Source organism: Promicromonospora sp. NPDC110617 (genome assembly GCF_055598465.1).
The window spans coordinates 113,451-131,411 of sequence record NZ_JBVKBM010000003.1; the positions used below are offsets into that span (position 1 = coordinate 113,451).

General features: G+C 74.0%; 15 protein-coding genes. 11 read left to right on the forward strand and 4 right to left on the reverse strand.

What is annotated here, in order from left to right:
- Nucleotides 1-117 precede the first annotated feature (117 nt).
- Entirely contained in the window at nucleotides 118-1,341 is a 1,224-nt protein-coding gene (gene glgA, locus ACZ7LE_RS18240) for a glycogen synthase (RefSeq protein ID WP_470405313.1), read from the forward strand.
- 18 nt (nucleotides 1,342-1,359) lie between these two features.
- Here the strand turns inward: glgA and ACZ7LE_RS18245 are convergent, their stop codons facing one another.
- The gene (locus ACZ7LE_RS18245) at nucleotides 1,360-2,121 is read right to left on the reverse strand and encodes a hypothetical protein (RefSeq protein ID WP_470404667.1); all 762 of its coding nucleotides are present in this window, start codon (nucleotides 2,119-2,121) and stop codon (nucleotides 1,360-1,362) included.
- 43 nt (nucleotides 2,122-2,164) lie between these two features.
- On the opposite strand from ACZ7LE_RS18245, the gene ACZ7LE_RS18250 reads away from it, so the two are divergent.
- The 6 genes from ACZ7LE_RS18250 (at nucleotide 2,165) to ACZ7LE_RS18275 (ending at nucleotide 9,797) form a co-directional block, all read left to right on the forward strand.
- Nucleotides 2,165-2,950 carry an ABC transporter ATP-binding protein gene (locus ACZ7LE_RS18250; RefSeq protein WP_470404668.1) on the forward strand — a complete coding sequence of 262 codons (786 nt, stop codon included), beginning with the start codon at nucleotides 2,165-2,167 and terminating at the stop codon, nucleotides 2,948-2,950.
- Nucleotides 2,951-3,161: 211 nt separating this feature from the next.
- Nucleotides 3,162-3,590 carry an NfeD family protein gene (locus ACZ7LE_RS18255; protein ID WP_285106800.1) on the forward strand — a complete coding sequence of 143 codons (429 nt, stop codon included), beginning with the start codon at nucleotides 3,162-3,164 and terminating at the stop codon, nucleotides 3,588-3,590.
- Nucleotides 3,591-3,713: 123 nt separating this feature from the next.
- Nucleotides 3,714-4,862, forward strand: a complete 1,149-nt coding sequence (locus ACZ7LE_RS18260) for an SPFH domain-containing protein (protein ID WP_470404669.1) — start codon at nucleotides 3,714-3,716, stop codon at nucleotides 4,860-4,862.
- Between the two features lie 165 nt (nucleotides 4,863-5,027).
- Entirely contained in the window at nucleotides 5,028-5,897 is an 870-nt protein-coding gene (locus ACZ7LE_RS18265) for a TetR/AcrR family transcriptional regulator (protein ID WP_470404670.1), read from the forward strand.
- Complete coding sequence (locus ACZ7LE_RS18270) at nucleotides 5,897-7,693, forward strand: ABC transporter ATP-binding protein (RefSeq protein WP_470404671.1); 1,797 nt, start codon at nucleotides 5,897-5,899, stop codon at nucleotides 7,691-7,693. Before ACZ7LE_RS18265 ends, ACZ7LE_RS18270 begins: the two co-directional genes overlap by 1 nt.
- 193 nt (nucleotides 7,694-7,886) lie before the next feature.
- The gene (locus tag ACZ7LE_RS18275) at nucleotides 7,887-9,797 is read left to right on the forward strand and encodes an ABC transporter ATP-binding protein (RefSeq protein WP_470405314.1); all 1,911 of its coding nucleotides are present in this window, start codon (nucleotides 7,887-7,889) and stop codon (nucleotides 9,795-9,797) included.
- Nucleotides 9,798-9,917: 120 nt separating this feature from the next.
- Here ACZ7LE_RS18275 and ACZ7LE_RS18280 read toward each other — a convergent pair whose 3' ends face one another.
- On the reverse strand, nucleotides 9,918-10,685 hold the full coding sequence (locus ACZ7LE_RS18280; RefSeq protein ID WP_470404672.1) for an SDR family oxidoreductase: 768 nt from the start codon (nucleotides 10,683-10,685) through the stop codon (nucleotides 9,918-9,920).
- Nucleotides 10,686-10,786: 101 nt separating this feature from the next.
- Between ACZ7LE_RS18280 and ACZ7LE_RS18285 the strand changes: the two genes are divergently transcribed.
- Together ACZ7LE_RS18285 and ACZ7LE_RS18290 are read left to right on the forward strand one after the other, a co-directional pair.
- On the forward strand, nucleotides 10,787-11,620 hold the full coding sequence (locus ACZ7LE_RS18285) for a helix-turn-helix transcriptional regulator (protein ID WP_470404673.1): 834 nt from the start codon (nucleotides 10,787-10,789) through the stop codon (nucleotides 11,618-11,620).
- Nucleotides 11,621-11,637: 17 nt separating this feature from the next.
- Nucleotides 11,638-12,039, forward strand: a complete 402-nt coding sequence (locus ACZ7LE_RS18290) for a YchJ family protein (protein ID WP_470404674.1) — start codon at nucleotides 11,638-11,640, stop codon at nucleotides 12,037-12,039.
- A 6-nt stretch (nucleotides 12,040-12,045) separates the two neighbouring features.
- Here the strand turns inward: ACZ7LE_RS18290 and ACZ7LE_RS18295 are convergent, their stop codons facing one another.
- Both ACZ7LE_RS18295 and ACZ7LE_RS18300 read right to left on the reverse strand, forming a co-directional pair.
- Nucleotides 12,046-12,657 carry a response regulator transcription factor gene (locus tag ACZ7LE_RS18295; RefSeq protein ID WP_470404675.1) on the reverse strand — a complete coding sequence of 204 codons (612 nt, stop codon included), beginning with the start codon at nucleotides 12,655-12,657 and terminating at the stop codon, nucleotides 12,046-12,048.
- Nucleotides 12,654-13,817, reverse strand: coding sequence for a sensor histidine kinase (locus ACZ7LE_RS18300; RefSeq protein ID WP_470404676.1), 1,164 nt, complete (start codon nucleotides 13,815-13,817; stop codon nucleotides 12,654-12,656). The genes ACZ7LE_RS18295 and ACZ7LE_RS18300 overlap by 4 nt, the downstream gene beginning before the upstream one ends.
- 186 nt (nucleotides 13,818-14,003) lie before the next feature.
- Here ACZ7LE_RS18300 and ACZ7LE_RS18305 point away from each other — a divergent pair, with 186 nt between their 5' ends.
- On the forward strand, nucleotides 14,004-14,957 hold the full coding sequence (locus ACZ7LE_RS18305) for a hypothetical protein (RefSeq protein ID WP_470404677.1): 954 nt from the start codon (nucleotides 14,004-14,006) through the stop codon (nucleotides 14,955-14,957).
- 118 nt (nucleotides 14,958-15,075) lie between these two features.
- Nucleotides 15,076-17,952, forward strand: coding sequence for a hypothetical protein (locus tag ACZ7LE_RS18310; RefSeq protein ID WP_470404678.1), 2,877 nt, complete (start codon nucleotides 15,076-15,078; stop codon nucleotides 17,950-17,952).
- Nucleotides 17,953-17,961: the final 9 nt, after the last annotated feature.

Below are 17,961 nucleotides of genomic sequence, written 5' to 3' on the forward strand. Positions count from 1 at the left end.
AGACGTCGCGCACGCTAGGTTGGCACTGTGCCCGACGTTCCCGCCGCCCCCGGCTCCGCCCCCCGTCCCGACGTCGCCGCGCCGGACGCCGCCGGCCGGCCCGGCGACGCGCTCCGCGTGGACCTGCTGACCCGCGAGTTCCCGCCCCACGTCTACGGCGGAGCGGGCGTGCACGTCGCCGAGCTGGCCGCCGTCCTGGCCCAGCACGCGGACGTGCGCGTGCGCTGCTTCGACGGCCCGCGCGACGCCGCGACCGAGGCGTCCGGCGTCACCGGCTACACGACGCCGACGGCGCTCGCGGACGCGAACGCGGCCCTGGCGACCCTGGGCACCGACCTTGTGATGGCCGACGACGTCGCGGGCGCGGACCTGCTGCACTCCCACACCTGGTACGCCAACATGGCGGGGCACCTCGGCGGCCTCCTGCACGGGGTGCCGCACGTCGTCACGGCGCACTCGCTGGAGCCCCTGCGGCCCTGGAAGGCCGAGCAGCTCGGCGGCGGCTACGCGCTGTCCTCGTGGGCCGAGCGCACCGCGTACCTCGGCGCCGCGGGCGTCATCGCGGTCTCCGCGGGCATGCGGGCCGACATCCTGCGCGTCTACCCGGAGCTCGACCCCGAGCGGGTGCACGTGGTGCACAACGGCATCGACCTGTCGGGCTGGCGGCGGCCCGCCGCCGACGACGCCACGGCGCAGGCCGACGCCGCCGCGACCGTGCGCCGGCACGGCATCGACCCCGACCGCCCCGCGGTCGTGTTCGTCGGCCGGATCACGCGGCAGAAGGGCCTGCCGTACCTGCTGCGCGCGGCCGCCGACCTGCCGCCGGAGGTCCAGCTCGTGCTGTGCGCCGGGGCGCCCGACACGCCGGAGATCATGGCCGAGGTCCGCGGACTGGTCGAGCGACTGCGCGAGACCCGCACCGGCGTCGTCTGGATCGAGGAGATGCTCCCGCGGCCCGACCTGATCGCGGTCCTCGGCGCGTGCACCGTCTTCGTCTGCCCGAGCGTCTACGAGCCGCTCGGCATCGTGAACCTGGAGGCCATGGCCGTGGGCCTGCCCGTGGTGGGCACGGCCACGGGCGGCATCCCCGAGGTGGTCGACGACGGCGTCACCGGCCTGCTCGTGCCCATCGAGCAGGCCGACGACGGCACCGGCACCCCGCTCGACCCCGACCGGTTCGTGGCCGACCTCGCGGCGGCGCTGACCCGCGTGGCGACCGACGCCGAGGGCGCGGCGGCGATGGGGGCGGCCGGCCGGCGCCGGGCGGAGGAGCACTTCACCTGGGCCGCGATCGCGGACCGCACCATGGACGTCTACGAGCGGGTGCTGGCGGGCGCGTAGCGCGTCGGGCGCGGCGTGTCAGGCGATCTGGCCGTACGTCGCCGCGCTCATCGCGTGGCGCGCCGTGCGGTCCACCTCGCGCAGCGCCGTGGACCGCTGGTCGACCTGGAAGACGTTCACCGCCCCGCCGTCGTCCACCGTGCCCAGCGCGACGATCGCGCGCAGCCGGCTCGCGAGGTCCAGCACGCGGGCGCGCCGGCCGTCCAGGTGCGGCACCGGCCACGACGACGTGCTGGCCGAGCGGATCCGCTCGATCGCGTCGGCCGCGTCGTCGCGCCAGCGGGCGACGTCGAGCTGGTCCAGGGCGTCCGTGGCCGTCATCAGGCTCGTGCGCAGCTCCCGCTCGGCGTCGGCCACCGAGCCGATCGTGCCGTGCACCAGCGTGGTCCACGCGGGGACCGGCAGCACGCGCCACGTCACCAGGTGCCCCGGCTCGATGTGGCTGCCGAACGCCTGCACCCGCGGTACGGCGGCCCAGCTCCCGGCCGGCGTGGTGACCACCACGCACTCGCCGGCCTCCGTGGCCTCGTGGTTGGCGGCCGCCGGTACGCCCGCGGCGTCGCCCGGCGCGGGCAGCAGCGCGCAGACCTCACGCGGCCCCTCCGTCCACGCGGTGAAGAGGGTGTCGAGGTCTGTTCCGTCGGCAAAGCCTGCCAGCCCCTCCACGGTGTGCGGCTCGTCGTCGCCCACCACGGACTTCACGGCGTCCGAGGTGTCGCCTATGCCCTGCAGCCACAGGGCGAGCAGCACGCTCCGGGGGAGGTCCTGTTCGATGTCCACCGCAGCACTGTAAATGACGGTCGACCAGGTAGGGTCGGTGCCCATGAGCTCGGTTCTCCACCTTGCGGGCGTCACCGTCCGTCGCGGCACCTCGACCATCCTCGATTCCGTGGACTGGCAGGTGAACGAGGGAGAGCGCTGGATCGTTCTCGGGCCCAACGGCGCCGGCAAGACAACCCTGCTCCAGATCGTCGCCGCGCGCCTGCACCCGACGTCGGGCACGGCGAAGATCCTGGACGCGACCCTCGGCCGCGTCGACGTGTTCGAGCTGCGCCCGCGCATCGGCATCTCCAGCGCGGCGCTCGCCGAGCGGCTGCCGACGGCGGAGACCGTGCGCGACGTGGTGCTCACCGCCGCCTACGGCGTGACGGGGCGCTGGCGGGAGAGCTACGACGAGCTCGACGAGCAGCGGGCCAAGGACCTCCTGTCGGCGTTCGACGTCGACCACCTCGCCGAGCGCACCTACGGCACCCTCTCGGAGGGCGAGCGCAAGCGCGTGCAGATCGCCCGGGCCCTGATGACCGACCCCGAGCTGCTGCTGCTCGACGAGCCCGGCGCGGGACTCGACCTCGGCGGCCGCGAGGAGCTGGTGGCCACGCTGGCTGCCCTGGCGAGCGACCCGGCCTCCCCGGTGTTGGTGCACGTGACGCACCACGTCGAGGAGATCCCGCCGGGCTTCACGCACCTGCTGCTCATGAAGAAGGCCGGGATCCAGGCCGCCGGCCCCATCGAGGAGGTCCTCACCGCGGACAACCTCTCGGCGGCCTTCGGGCTGCCGCTGGTCGTGGCCCACGGCGGCGGTCGCTGGCTGGCGCGCGCCGCGCGCTGACGCATTGACCGGTGCCCGGAACCTGGAATGTTCAGGGCCCTCAGGAAAAGTGTTTTGAAACGGCGATTTCACTACCGCCGTGTCAGTGGTCCTTGGTAAAGTCCGGGCAAAGGTCCGAGGTAGCGGTAATTTCACCGCGAGGGCCCGCCGTCGGAGAGGTTCCGGCGGCGCCCGGTCGCCAACCGGAGTGGACGCTCGGAGGGAGCAACCCATGGCGTGGTTGTGGTGGGTAGGTGCGGCGCTGGTCTTCGCGCTGATCGAGCTCTTGTCGTTGGACTTCGTCTTCATCATGTTCGCCGGCGGTGCGCTGGCCGCGGCCGTCGCGAACGGCGCGGGCGCGCCGCTGTGGGTGCAGGCCATCGTGTTCGTGGTGGCGTCGGTGGTGCTGCTCGTGACGCTGCGCCCCACCCTGATCCGGCACCTGCGCAACAACACGCCCAAGTCGCCCACCAACGCCGAGGCGAACGTCGGCCGGACGGCGTCGGTGGTCCAGGAGGTCAGCACCGCGTCCGGGCTGATCAAGCTGAGCGGAGAGGTGTGGAGCGCGCGGTCCGTGCCCGGGTCGCCGCTGCTGCCCGCCGGCACTAGCGTTCGTGTGGTCCAGATCGACGGCGCCACCGCCGTCGTCGAGCCGGCGTAAGACCGCCTGGCGCCTGGGCGCCCTTTTGTGTTGTCCCCCAGACAGTCCAAGTCAGAAGCTTCCTGTGCTCATCAGGAGCTTGAAAGCCGCCCGCGGGCCAAGGTGCCCGCGTAAGGAGACGTCGTGGAGTCATTCGGGCAAGTCCTGCTCTATCTGATCATCGCCCTGGTGGTGATCGTCGGTATCGTCGCGGTGATCCGCGCCGTGCGGATCGTTCCTCAGTCGGTGGCGCTCGTGGTCGAGCGCCTGGGTCGGTACTCGAAGACGCTCGACCCGGGCCTGCACGTGCTGGTGCCGTTCGTGGACCGCGTCCGTGCCGGCGTGGACCTGCGCGAGCAGGTCGTCTCGTTCCCGCCCCAGCCCGTGATCACCAGCGACAACCTGGTGGTCGAGATCGACACCGTTATCTACTTCCAGGTGACGGACGCCAAGTCTGCGGTCTACGAGATCGCGAACTACATCACCGCCATCGAGCAGCTCACCGTCACCACGCTGCGTAACGTGATCGGCTCGATGGACCTCGAGCAGACGCTGACCAGCCGTGACCAGATCAACGGCCAGCTGCGCGGTGTGCTCGACGAGGCGACCGGTCGATGGGGCATCCGCGTCAACCGGGTCGAGCTCAAGTCGATCGACCCGCCGCCCTCGGTGCAGGGCTCCATGGAGCAGCAGATGCGCGCCGAGCGTGACCGCCGCGCCGCGATCCTCACGGCGGAGGGTGTCAAGCAGTCGGCCATCCTCACGGCCGAGGGTCAGAAGCAGTCCGAGATCCTGAAGGCCGAGGGTGACGCCCAGGCGCAGATCCTGCGCGCCGAGGGTGAGTCGCGAGCGATCCTCCAGGTCTTCGAGGCCATCCACCGCGGCGACGCGGACCCGAAGCTGCTGGCGTACCAGTACCTGCAGACGCTGCCGCAGATCGCGAACGGTACGTCCAACACCACCTGGGTCATCCCCACGGAGTTCACCGCCGCGCTGGGCAACATCGCCTCGGGCTTCGGCGGCGGCGCGGGCCCCGCGGTCCCGCCGCCCCCGCCGGGCGAGGGCCCCTCGGGTCCGCGCCTGCCCATCGACTCGGTGCTGGACGAGCCCCTGCTGCCGGACCCCGCCGAGGCTCTCGCCGAGGCGCAGCGGCAGGCGGAGGCCGCCACGGCCGACGCGACGAGCGCCGGCACGCGGTCGGGCGAGCCGTTCGACAGCGAGTCCGAGCGCGGCCAGCACCCGGGTGGCGCGACGCCGCCCCCGCCGGTGCCCCCGGCACCGCCGGCCGGCTGATCGCCGCACGCCGGTGGGCGGTTCGGCTGAGCCGAACCCGCCGCCAGTAGTTCACGGAAGCCCTCCGGTGCCCGCACCGGAGGGCTTCCGGCATGTCCGGGCCCGGGTCTGCCCTGGGCGTAACGAAGTTGCGGAGTGAGTGCTCACTCAATTACCGTCAGCGCCATGGACAACGCACGGACGCGGGCACCCCGCATGTCTCCCGAGGACCGCAAGGCGGCCATCGTCGACGCGGTGTTGCCGCTGGTCGCCGAGCGGGGGCACGACGTGACCTCCCGCGAGCTGGCCCAGGCCGCCGGGGTCGCGGAGGGCACCCTGTTCCGGGCGTTCGGCGACAAGACGGCGCTGGTCGGCGCCGTCGCCGTCGAGGGCCTGGCGCGGGCGGGCAAGCCCGAGCAGACCCTCGCCGAGCTCACCGGCATCGACTCCGGGCTGCCGCTCGAACGGCGCCTCGAGCTCGTCATCGAGCTGGGCCGGCACCGGGTGGCCGAGGTCATGCGGTGGATGTCGGTCCTGCGCAGCATGGCGCCGTCGCCCGGTGGTCCGGGCATGCCGTTCGGTGCGCCGCCGAGCGCGTCCGGCGCCGCGGGCGGGTCCCCGCCGGTGGCGCCCCCGGGCCCACCGGGCCCGCCGGGCCCGCGCGTCGTGACGCCGGGGCCGCCCCCCGGCACCGGCTCGGTGGCCGACCAGCACGAGCGCATGCTCACGTACCGCAAGACGCTGCTGGAGCAGCGGGCTCGTCAGCGCGCGGCTACGGTCGAGGGGATCACCGCCGTCCTGGCCCCGGACGCGCACCGCCTGCGGGTCCCCGTCGAGGTGGCGATCTCGCTGGTCGAGTCCGCGATCGCGGGCGCGCACCTGAGGATCGACCACCTGCAGCCCGCGGTGCCGGCCGACGTCCTGGCCGACGCCCTCGTGAACGGCCTCGCCGGCCCTCCGAAATTGCCTGGCCCCGATGCCGTGGAAGGTGCAGCCTCCACTGCGGGAGCCGGTGCACCAGGTTCTCCAACCCCCAGCCCTGAAGGGAACTCTTGATGCTCGTCACGCTCGCCCGGAAATATCTGGGCCCGTACCGCTGGGCGGTGGTCGCGGTGCTCGTCCTGCAGCTGGTGCAGACGCTCGCGGCCCTGTATCTGCCCAGCCTCAACGCCGACATCATCGACCGCGGCGTGGTGCGCGGCGACATCGGCTACATCTGGAGCACCGGCGGCTGGATGCTGGTCGTCTCGCTCGGCCAGGTCGTCGCGTCGGTCATCGCCGTCTACTTCGGCGCGCAGGTCGCCACGGCGTTCGGGCGTGACCTGCGCCGCGACGTGTTCCACTCCGTGCAGACCTACTCCGCGCGCGAGATGGCGCAGTTCGGGGCGCCGACCCTGATCACGCGCGGCACCAACGACGTGCAGCAGGTCCAGATGACCGTGCTGATGACGTTCACCATCATGGTGATGGCACCGATCATGCTGGTCGGCGGCGTGATCCTGGCGTTGTCCGAGGACGTCTCGATGTCGGGCCTGCTGCTCGTCATCGTGCCGGTGCTGGCGGCCACGGCCGGCGTCATCGTGTGGCGCATGGTGCCGCACTTCCGGCGCATGCAGAAGCGGATCGACGCCATCAACTCCGTGCTGCGCGAGCAGATCACGGGCCTGCGCGTGGTGCGCGCCTTCGTGCGCGAGCGGCGCGAGACGCAGCGCTTCGGCGTGGTGAACGAGGAGCTGTTCGACACCTCGCTGCGCGCAGGCCGTCTCATGGCGCTCACGTTCCCGGTGGTCATGCTGATCATGAACCTGTCGTCCGTGGCCGTGCTGTGGTTCGGCGCGCACGAGATCGAGGCGGGGGAGATGGAGATCGGCTCCCTCACGGCGTTCCTGAGCTACCTCATGTACATCCTCATGGCCGTGATGATGTCCACGATGATCTTCATGATGATCCCGCGCGCCGCGGTCGCGGCGGAGCGCATCGGGGAGGTCCTGGACACCGAGCCGTCCGTCGTCGACCCGGAGCACCCGGTCGCCCTGCCCGGCCTGCGCGCCGTGGAGGACGGTGCGCCGGAGGGCAACGGCTCGCCCGACGGCGTCGGCGCTGGCCCGCGCGGCCGCGTCACGTTCGAGAACGTCGAGTTCGGGTACCCGGGCGCCGAGGAGCCCGTGCTGCACGACCTGACGTTCACCGCCGAGCCGGGCCAGATCACGGCGATCATCGGCTCGACCGGCTCCGGCAAGTCGACCCTGCTCAACCTGGTGCCGCGCCTCTTCGACGCCACCGGGGGCACGGTCCGGGTGGACGACGTCGACGTGCGGGACCTCCTGCAGCGTGACCTCGGCTCGCTCATGGGCCTGGTGCCGCAGAAGGCGTTCCTGTTCACCGGGACCGTCGCCGACAACCTCCGGTACGGCAAGTCCGACGCCACCGAGGACGAGATGTGGGCGGCGCTCGAGGTGGCGCAGGCGCGCGACTTCGTCGAGGCGCTGCCGGACGGCCTGGAGTCCGTGGTGGCGCAGGGCGGCTCGACGTTCTCGGGCGGGCAGCGGCAGCGGCTCGCCATCGCGCGAGCGGTGATCCGCAAGCCCCGCATCTACCTGTTCGACGACAGCTTCTCCGCCCTCGACTACGCGACCGACGCCCGGCTGCGGGCGGCCCTGCGGCCGCAGACCGCCGACGCGACGGTGATCGTCGTCGCGCAGCGGGTGGCGACCATCCGCGACGCCGAGCAGATCCTGGTGCTCGACCACGGACGCATCGTCGGCCGCGGCACGCACGCGCAGCTGCTGGCGGACAACCCGACGTACCAGGAGATCGTGACGTCCCAGATGAGCTTGGAGGAGGCCGCATGATCAACGATGGCGAAGCCCTGATCATGCGGGTCGACCGGGTGCGGGTGTCCCGCAAGGCAGAGGAGGAGGCGGCGTGAGCGAGCAGGAGAAGCCGCAGAGCGGCACGAAGGACGCTGCACCGGCCCCCGGGCGCGGTCCCGGCGGCCCCGGGCGTGGTCCCGGCGGGGGCGGGCCGATGGGCATGGGCATGGGTATGCCCGTGCAGAAGCCGATGGACTTCAAGGGCTCGCTGCGCCGGTTCGCCGGCATGCTGCGCCCCGAGCGCCTGAACGTCGTGGTGCTCATGGTGCTGGGCATCGGCTCGGTGGCCCTGACCGTCCTCGGGCCCAAGCTGCTCGGCAACGCGACCAACGTGATCTTCGCGGGGGTCGTGGGCGCGCAGCTGCCCGCAGGGGTGACCACCGAGCAGGCCGAGGCCGGTCTGCGGGCGGCGGGCCAGGACCAGATGGCCGACCTGCTGCGGGGCGTGGTCGGCGTCGTGCCCGGCCAGGGCATCGACTTCACGGTGCTCATGCAGACCCTCGGCTGGGTCGTGGCGGCGTACGTCGGCGCGTTCCTGTTCGGCTGGCTGCAGGCACGCATCACCGCCGGCGTCGTGCAGCGGACCATGCGGGACCTGCGCGACCAGGTGGAGGCGAAGCTGCACCGCATCCCGCTCTCCTACGTGGACGCCAAGCAGCGCGGCGAGATCCTCTCGCGGGTCACCAACGACATCGACAACGTGGCGCAGACCACCACGCAGACCCTCGCGCAGCTCGTCACCGCCGTCCTGACGGTGATCGGCGTGCTCGGCATGATGTTCTGGATCTCGCCGGTCCTGGCGCTCGTCGCGCTCGTGACGGTGCCGCTGTCCGTGATCCTCACGGCGCAGATCGCCAAGCGCAGCCAGCCGCAGTTCGTGGAGCAGTGGGCGGCCACGGGGCGGCTCAACGCGCACATCGAGGAGTCGTTCACCGGGCACGCGCTCGTGAAGGTCTACGGGCACCAGGAGTCCACGGCGGAGGCGTTCGCCGAGGAGAACCGCGCGCTGTACGCGTCCAGCTTCAAGGCGCAGTTCATCTCGGGCACGATCCAGCCGGCGATGGGCTTCCTCGCGAACCTGAACTACGTGATCGTCGCGGTGATCGGCGGCCTGCGTGTCGCCTCGGGCACGCTGTCGCTGGGTGACGTGCAGGCGTTCATCCAGTACTCGCGCCAGTTCACGCAGCCGCTCACGCAGGTGGCCTCCATGATGAACCTGCTGCAGTCCGGCGTGGCCTCCGCGGAGCGGGTGTTCGACCTGCTGGACGCCCCGGAGCAGTCCCCGGACCCGGAGCGGTCGCAGAAGGTGGAGCCGGTGCGCGGCCGGGTCGCGTTCGAGGACGTCACGTTCTCGTACACGCCCGACCAGCCGCTGATCACCGGGCTGAACCTGGTCGCTGAGCCCGGGCAGACCATCGCCATCGTCGGCCCCACGGGCGCCGGCAAGACGACGCTGGTCAACCTCCTCATGCGGTTCTACGAGGTGGACGGCGGGCGCATCACCCTGGACGGCGTGGACACGCGCGACATGTCGCGCGACGACCTGCGCTCCTCGGTCGGGATGGTGCTCCAGGACACCTGGCTGTTCAAGGGCAGCATCGAGGAGAACCTCCGGTACGGCGTGCCGGACGGCGTCACGGTGGACGAGGACGGGTTCCTCGCCGCCACCCGGGCCACCCACGTGGACCCGTTCGTGCGGACGCTGCCCGACGGCTACGACACCGTCGTGGACGAGGAGGGCTCGTCGGTCTCGGCCGGCGAGAAGCAGCTCCTCACGCTCGCGCGGGCGTTCCTGGCGGACCCGGCGATCCTCGTGCTCGACGAGGCGACGTCGTCCGTGGACACCCGCACCGAGGTACTGGTGCAGGAGGCCATGAACCGGCTGCGCAAGGACCGGACGTCGTTCGTCATCGCGCACCGCCTGTCCACGATCCGCGACGCCGACGTGATCCTCGTGATGGAGCACGGCGACATCGTGGAGCAGGGCTCGCACGACGACCTGCTCGCCGCGAACGGCGCCTACGCCCGCCTGTACGCGAGCCAGTTCGCGGCCCCGGCGGTGGAGGAGCCGGCAGCGACGTAGTGCGTACGGGGCGGCCCCGGCCGCCACGAGGACCATGCAGCTGCTGCCAGGACGCGCCAGATCCTGGCAGCAGCTGCATGGTCCTTTTTGTCTGGCCCGGCCCGGCCCGGCCCGGCCCGGTCAGGCCGTGGCGGACGCGTGCGGGTCGGTCGCGTTCAGGGTCGCGACGACGTCCGCGTAGTCGCCGCGGACCTCCCCGTACCGGAGGAACTTGACCCGCTCCACCTGGATCTCGTGCGCGTCGGGCCGGCTCTCCAGCAGCGCGAGCGCCTCGTCGGCGAACTCGTCCAGCGGCATGGCGAGCGGGTTGGTGTCCTGCCCGGGCATGAGCTCGGTCTGCACCGACGGCGGCACCAGCTCCACCACGGACACGCTCGTGCCGTCGAACTGCAGGCGGATGCTCTCCGAGAGCATGTGGACCGCCGCCTTGGACGCGTTGTACGACGGCGTGACACCGAGCGGCGTGAAGGCCAGGCCCGACGACACCGTGAGGATCGTCGCGTCAGGCCGGCTCTGCAGGTGCTCGGTGAACGCGGCGATCAGCCGGACCGGGCCGAGCACGTTGGTGGTGACGACAGCCTCGGCGTCCGCGAGGAAGCCCGGGGTGCGCCAGTCCTCGGCGCGCATGATCCCGGCCATGGGGACCAGCACGTTCACGTCCGGGAACCGCTCGATCACCTCGGCGGACGCGGACGCGATCGAGGCGGGGTCGCTGGTGTCGACGCGCACGGTGCCGAACCCGTGCTCCGCGGCGAGCCGGTCCAGCGCCTCCGCGCTGCGCCCGCCGACGATCACGGTGTTGCCCCGGGCCTGCAGGCGGGTGGCGAGGGCGAGCCCGATGCCGCGGGTGCCGCCGGGAAGGAAGATGGTGTTTCCGGTGATGTTCATGGCTCCACCGTGCGGCCGCGGCGCCCGCGGCGGGAGAGACCCGGTGAACCAGGGACCGGCGGTCCCTGGTTCGTGCCCCCGCCGTGGCGCACGATGGGCGCATGAACCGCGCCGCGCTCGCCGACTTCCTCCGCCGCCGCCGGGAGGCCCTGCGCCCGTCCGACGTCGGACTGGTGCCGGGGCCCCGCCGTCGCGCACCCGGGCTGCGCCGGGAGGAGGTCGCCGCCCTGACCGGGATGTCGGTGGACTACTACGCGCGGCTGGAGCAGCAGCGCGGGCCGCAGCCGTCGGAGCAGATGCTCGCCGCGCTCGCCCGGTCCCTGCGCCTGACCGCCGACGAGCGCGACTACCTGTTCCGCCTGGCCGGGCACGGTGTGCCGCGGCGCACACCGGCGGACTCGCACGTGGCGCCGGCCCTGCTCCGGGTCCTCGACCGCCTGGAGGACGCCCCGGCGCTGATCATCTCGGGCCTGGGCGAGACGCTCGTGCAGAACCGGCTCGCCGAGGCGGTCTTCGGCCCGGCGCCCGCCGGCGGCCTGGCCCGCAGCTCCGTCTACCGGTGGTTCACCGACCCCGCGTCCCGGGACGTGTACCCGCCCGAGGACCACGACCGGCAGGCCCGGAGCCAGGTCGCCTCCCTGCGGGCGGCCCACGCGGCGGCCGGGCCCGGCTCGCCCGCCGACGAGGTGCTGCGCGCCCTGCTGCGGCTCAGTCCCGAGTTCGTGCGGCTCTGGGAGCTGCACGAGGTCTCCCGGCGCTTCGAGGACCACAAGACGCTGGTGCACCCCGAGCTGGGCCGCATCGACGTGGACTGCCAGGCGCTGTTCACCGAGGACCAGTCCCAGGCCCTCCTGGTGCTGACGCCCGCGCCGGGCAGCGCGGCCGAGGAGAAGATCCGCCTGCTCGCGGTGCTGGGGCACGAGACGTTCGCGTAGGTGCGAGGATCGTCCCCGTGCACGACGACGACCGCTGCCCCTGCCTCTCCGGCGACACCTACGGTGCCTGCTGCGGGCGCTACCACTCCGGCGCCGCGACCGCCCCGACGGCCGAGGCGCTGATGCGCTCGCGCTACTCGGCCTTCGCCGTGGGCGACGACGCCTACCTGCTCGCGACCTGGGCGCCGGAGACCCGCCCGGACAGTGCCGGGGTCGGTGACGAGCAGTGGCGCCGCCTCGACATCCACCGCACCGAGCGGGGCGGCCCGTTCGACACGGCCGGCCTCGTCGAGTTCACCGCCTTCTACCGCTACCCCGAGACGGGCGTGCGCGGCAGCCTGCACGAGACCAGCCGGTTCGTGCGCACGGGCGGCCGCTGGTTCTACGTCGACGGCGAGCGCGAGGCCCACGACGGCTAGGGCCGGTCAGATCCAGCCCTCCTCCCACGCGCGGTGGGCCGCCGCGTGGCGGGTCGCGACGCCGAGCTTGGCCATCGCCGAGGACAGGTAGTTGCGCACCGTGCCCGGCGCGAGGTGGACGGCGGCCGCGATCTCGGACACCTGCGCACCCGCCCGCGCCGCCCGCAGCACCTCCAGCTCGCGGTCCGTCAGCGGGCACTCGTTCTCGGTGAGCGCGGACGCGGCGATCTCGGGGTCCACGTACCGGTGCCCGACGGCGACGTCGCGCACGATCTGCGCGAGCCGCGCCGCGGGTGTCGACTTGGGCACGAACCCGCTCACCCCGGCGGCCAGCGCCCGGCGCAGGACGGCGGGGCGGGCGTGCCGCGTGACGATGATGACGCGGGGCGGCGTGCCGTCGGCGTCGGCCAGGATCTGCCCGGCGGCGTGCAGCCCGTCGGTGGGCGGCATCTCCAGGTCGAGCACCGCGACGTCGGGCCGGTGCTGCCCCGCGAGCCGCACCGCCTGGGTGGTGGTGGCCGCCTCGGCCACGACGTGCAGGTCCTCCTCGAGGTCGAGCAGGGCGCACAGCGCCCCGCGCAGCAGCTCCTCGTCGTCGGCCAGCAGCAGGCGGATCATCCGGTCACCGTCGCGGTCACCACGAACCTGTCGTCGTCGCTGACCCACGACAGGCGCCCGCCGACGGCGTCGAGCCGTTCCGCGAGCGAGGCCAGCCCGGTCCCGTCACCGGCCACGGCAGGACGCGCGCCGTCGTTGTCGATCACGAGGCGCGCGCCGGCGTCGTCCGGGACCAGGACGATCGCCGCGCGCGTGGCGCTGCTGTGCCGCAGCACGTTGGTCGTGGCCTCGCGCACCACCAGGCCGAGCAGGCTGCGCGGCGCCTGGGGGAGGGCTGCGGCGAGGCCGGCGTCGACGTCGGCGTGCACCTGGACGCCCGCCGCGGCCAGCACCCTGGACGCGTTGGCGATCTCGGCGTCGAGCGTGGTGCGGCGGTAGCCCTGTACCAGGGCGCGGGTCTCGCGCAGGGCGTCGCCGGCGAGCTGCTGCACCTCGCGCATCTGCTCCGCGGCGCGCGCCGGGTCGGCCTCCGCCAGGCGGGCGGCGAGCTCGCTCTTCAGGGCGATCACCTGGAGGTGGTGCCCCTGGATGTCGTGCAGGTCGGCGGCGAACCGGAGCCGCTCGTCCGCCACGGCGAGCTGTCCGGCCAGCCGCCGGGCGTCGTCGAGCCGGGCCGTGACCTGCCAGGCGCGGACCATGCCGAGCATCGCGGGGCCGAACGCGACCACCATCAGGGCGGGCATCCACACCGCGTGCGCCACGTTGGGCTCGCCCGTGGCCAGGGCCGTGACCAAGCCGATCGTGGGCAGGACGAGCAGCGCGAGGGCGAGCGCCTGCCACGCCCGGCGGATCGGCAGGAACATGACCAGCACCGAGATCGTGGCGGCGGGGGCGATGGACCAGATCCCGAAGTTGCCCACCGCGAGCGGCACCGCCCCGGCGACCAGGGCGGCGCAGCCCGCGGTGACCAGCCAGCCGGCCGACGGCGCCCGGTCCCGCATCCGTCGCCCCAGCAGCACGCCGCACGCGACGATCGTGGCCGCCGTGGACAGCCCGGTCAGCGCGCGCAGCTCGGCGGGGACGTCGGGGTCCAGCACCCAGTCGCCGACGGCGAAGCCCAGCACGCACGCCACGGTGCCCGCCAGCCCCCACCAGACGTTGCGGCGGAAGCTCACGAGTCCGCTGCCGCCGTCGTCCGCGACGGCCCGCCCGGTGCTCATGACGCCATCCTGCCAGCGCCGACGCCGCTCCGGGGCGTGCCGCGGCGCCTGGATGACATCTGTCATACGGGCTCGTGACAAGTGCCCGCGCCCGGGTGCGGTCCGGCACTACTGGCGCTGGGCGCCGCGCGACAGCGTGGGGAACAGCGCGGCGAGGGACGCCGCCCGGAGCGAGGAGACGGCGAGATGACGGAGACGACAGGCCGGGTCACGGCGGGAGTTTCGACGACGGTGCCGGTCCGGGGAGACGGCACGGGCGACACCGCGTCGCCGGCGGCGGGCCACCCGGCGGCCCACGCGACGACGCACCCGGCCCACGACGCCGGACCCGTGTCGCGGGCCCGGACGGTCGGCAGGTTCCTGGCGCACCTGGCCGAGATGGTCGTGGTGATGGTGCTCGGCATGCTGGTGCTGGCCCCGGCGTGGGACCTGGCGGGCGCCGCCCTCGGCGTGCAGGCGGTGCTGGCCCGGCCGGACGTCGGAGCGGTCGTGATGGTCCTGGACATGGTCGCGGCCATGACGGTGTGGATGCGGCTGCGGCGCCACGGCTGGGCCGCCATCTGGGAGATGAACGCGGCGATGGCGGCGCCGTTCGCGGTGCTGCTCGCGCTGTTCTGGGCCGGGGCCGCGACGGCGGGCGACCTCATGCTCTGGGGCCACGTGCTGATGGTGCCGGCCATGGCGGGCGCGATGCTGCTGCGCCCCGCCGAGTACACGCACCACGTCCACGGGTTCGACCTGGCGTGGCTGGGCCGCCGGTGGCCCGTGCTGCTCGGGCTGGCGCTGCTCGCGTGCACGATCGCGGGCGGCGTGGGCGGGCTCCCGCCGTGGCAAATCCTCGGGATCGCCCTCGTGTACCCGGTGGTGGGCCTGGTCCGGCGCAGCATCCGGGGCCGGTCGATGATGCTGCTGCAGGCGGCCGGGCTCGCGGTGTTCGCGGTGGTCGCGCTCTTGGCCACGGTCTTCGCGGGGCAGGACACGGGGGCGTACGTGGTCGCTGCGGGCCTGGTGGGCCACGCGGTCTGGGACGCGTTCCACCACCGGGCCGGCGCGGTCGTGTGGCGCTGGTACGCCGAGACCTGCGTGGTCTACGACCTGCTGCTGGCCGCGGCGGTGGTCGCGGTGACGTTCGCCCCCTGAGGCGGCTGCGGCCCAGGTCAGGGCGCCCGGCCGGATCCTGCGTGATTCCCGCAGGATCCGGCCGGGCCGCGCGTGGCGGCACGTCCGGCGGCGTCGGGCACCCCTACGTTGGGGCGCTATGGACAGCGCGCCCGGAACCAGGCCCGAGAACCCGCCCGGAGCCTCGCCCAGCATCCTCGAGCTGCGGATCCACGGCATCGCGAACACGATGCCGTACGGCGCGCTCGGCCTGCCCCGGGGCGAGGTGACCCAGTCCGACGGCGACGGCCTGGGCAGCTTCTGGGTCCCCACGCCGGCCGCCGAGGCGCGCGACCGGGCGCTCCCGCCGGGCGACGTGCACGCCATCCGGCCGGACGTGCGCCGTGAGGCCTACTCGTGGGGCGCGATGGCGCGCCTCGGCGGCCTGCCGTTCGGCGGCGTGCTGGGCGTCGTGGGGACGGTCGCGGTGCGCCTGCTGTGGGCGGCGATGATCCCGTTCGGCCTGGTCAACGCCGCATACTGGGCCCGCCGTATCCCCGCCCCGGTCCCGGCGGCGCACCGGCCCGCGGCGCGCGGCACCCGCTCGGGCAGCCTGCGCCCCGACCCGACGGCCGCGCTGACGCGCGTGTTCTCGCTCGGGCTGACGCTGCTGTTCGTCTCGGCCGTCGCGACGGTCGCGCTGTCGGTGCTCGGCACGCGCTGCATCGGGCTGGCCACCCCCGGGCCCGACGCGGTGGTCCCCGTCTGCGCCCGCATCCCCGGCGCGCTGTACGGCCTGGCCCGGCTGGACGTCGGCGACCGCCTGGCGCTCCTGTCGCTGGCCCCGGTGCTGCTGGTCGCGATCCTGGTGGCCGTGGCGCACAGCGGCCAGGTCCGGTTCGAGTCCAAGTTCTCGGCGATGCGCGCCGGGCGCACCGTGCCGCCGTCGGGCCCGCCGCTGCACCGCGCGGGCTTCTGGTCGCAGCGCTCGGGCTCGGGCCTGCTGTGGGCGCACCTGGGCGCGGCGCTCGCCCTGACGGGGCAGTACCTCACCTGGACCCGCTACGCCGACGCCGGCCTGCCGGCCCCGGGCCTCCCGCTGGTGGCCCTGGCCGTGATCCTGGGGGCGTGCCTGTTCGTCGCCCTGCGCACCGACGACGACGGCGTCCAGGCCGTCACCCCCCGCTGGAAGGCCCGGGCCGGTCTCGCCGTGTTCGCCGCCGGGCTGCTGGTCTGGCTGCTGGCGTGCGCCGCCTGCGTCGCCGGGCCGCAGCCGGAGCGGATGCCCGCGCTGATCGGCCTGGACCTGGTGCCCGCGCTGCTCGGCGTCGGCATGGGCGGCATCGCCGCGACAGGGCTCGCCTGGCGCACCGCGCGCAGCACCCGGGCCGTCGCGGCGTGGACGGCGGTGCCGGTGGTCGCCACCGCGTGCGTCGGCGTCGTGCTGGTCACCCAGCCGGGCCCGGGGCTGCGCTACCTGCTCGTCGCGGTCGCGCTGCTCGCCGTGCTGAGCCCCGTGGTGGTCGTGCTGGCCGCGATGCTGCAGCGGCGCCGGGCCACCGAAGGCTGGAACGGCGCCGGGCCGGGCGTGTTCCTGCTGGTCTCCGTCGCGGCGGCGACGGTCTACTCCAGCCTGCTGGTGCTCGGCGTGCAGTGGGTCCTGCGCGCCGGGGAGCGCCCCGCGCCGGATCCCCTCGGCGGCGGGCTGGTCGGCGTCGCGCGCACCGTGCCCGACCCCGAGCTCGTACGGGTCCCGCCGGTCTACACCGAGTTCGGCACGGCGTCGGTGGTGATCGCGCTCGTGTTCCTGGTGCTGCTGGTCGTGGCGGCCGCCGGGCCCTACGTCATCGACACCCTGCGCTCGCGGGGCCTCTGGATCCCGGGGGCGCCGCGCACGTTGGGGCCGCCGTACGGCCCGGCGGTGCCCGCCTGGCGCGCGGTCGCGGACACTCCGGACCCCGACGGCGGCGCCAACCCCGTGCTGGAGCGCGTGCTGCGCGGCCGGCAGGTCGCGGCCATGTCGCACCGGGTGGAGCTCGCCGTCGGCGCCCTGGCGGCCGCCTGCTACGTCGCGGCCCTGGCGGCCCACATCCCGCTGATCGCCCGGCACGACGGCACCGGCGCCGTGCAGGTGCCGCAGTGGCTGTCCGCGCTGGCGATGCCGGCCCTGGGGGTACTGGCGGCGACGCTGGTGGCCAGCGCGCTGGCGGGCGCCTCGGGCGGCGTCCCGGGCCGCCCGTGGGGGCTGCTGTGGGACCTCCTGTGCTTCCTGCCGCGCAGCGCCCACCCGTTCGGCCCGCCGAGCTACGCCGAGCGGGTGGTACCTGAGGTGCGCTCCCGCGTGGACGCCTGGCTCACCGGTGCCGACATCGCCGACGACGCGGAGCGGGCGCGGGTGGCGCCGCAGCGGCGCGTCGTGCTGTCCGCGCACTCGATGGGCGGCGTGCTGGCGGCCGCCGTCATCCTGATCCGGGCGGGCAACCCCGTGGTACGCACCGTCCCCGACGGCGCGGACGACGCCGAGCCCGGCAGCCGGCCGGGCAGCCTGCCGGACAGTGCGGACGGGCGCCTCGGGCTGCTGACCTACGGCGTGCAGCTGCGGCCGTTCTTCGGCCGGTTCTTCCCCGATCTCCTGGGGTCAGGGACGACGGGCCTGCCGCCGAGCACCGGACCCGCGTGGTCGGCGGACCCGTGGGGCGGGCAGGTCGAGGCCGCCGCGGACGCGGCAGGTTCCGGACCCGGGGCCGTTCCGGCGGCGCCGTTGACGCCGGAGGGCCCCGAGCCCGGCTCGGGGGAACAGGCCACGCTGCTGTCGCTGCTGACCTGCGGTGCGAAGCCCGCGTGGGTGAACCTGTGGCGGCGCACCGACTTCCTGGGCTTCCCGGTGATGGGCTACGGGGAGAACGACGTCGACCGCGGGGCGGAGGAGATGGACCGGTCGGCCTATCTCTTCGCGGTGGCGGCGCACTCGGGGTATCCGGCGTCGTGGGCGTACCACGAGGCGCTGGACGAGGTGATCGACCGGCTCGGCCGATGAGGCAGAAGG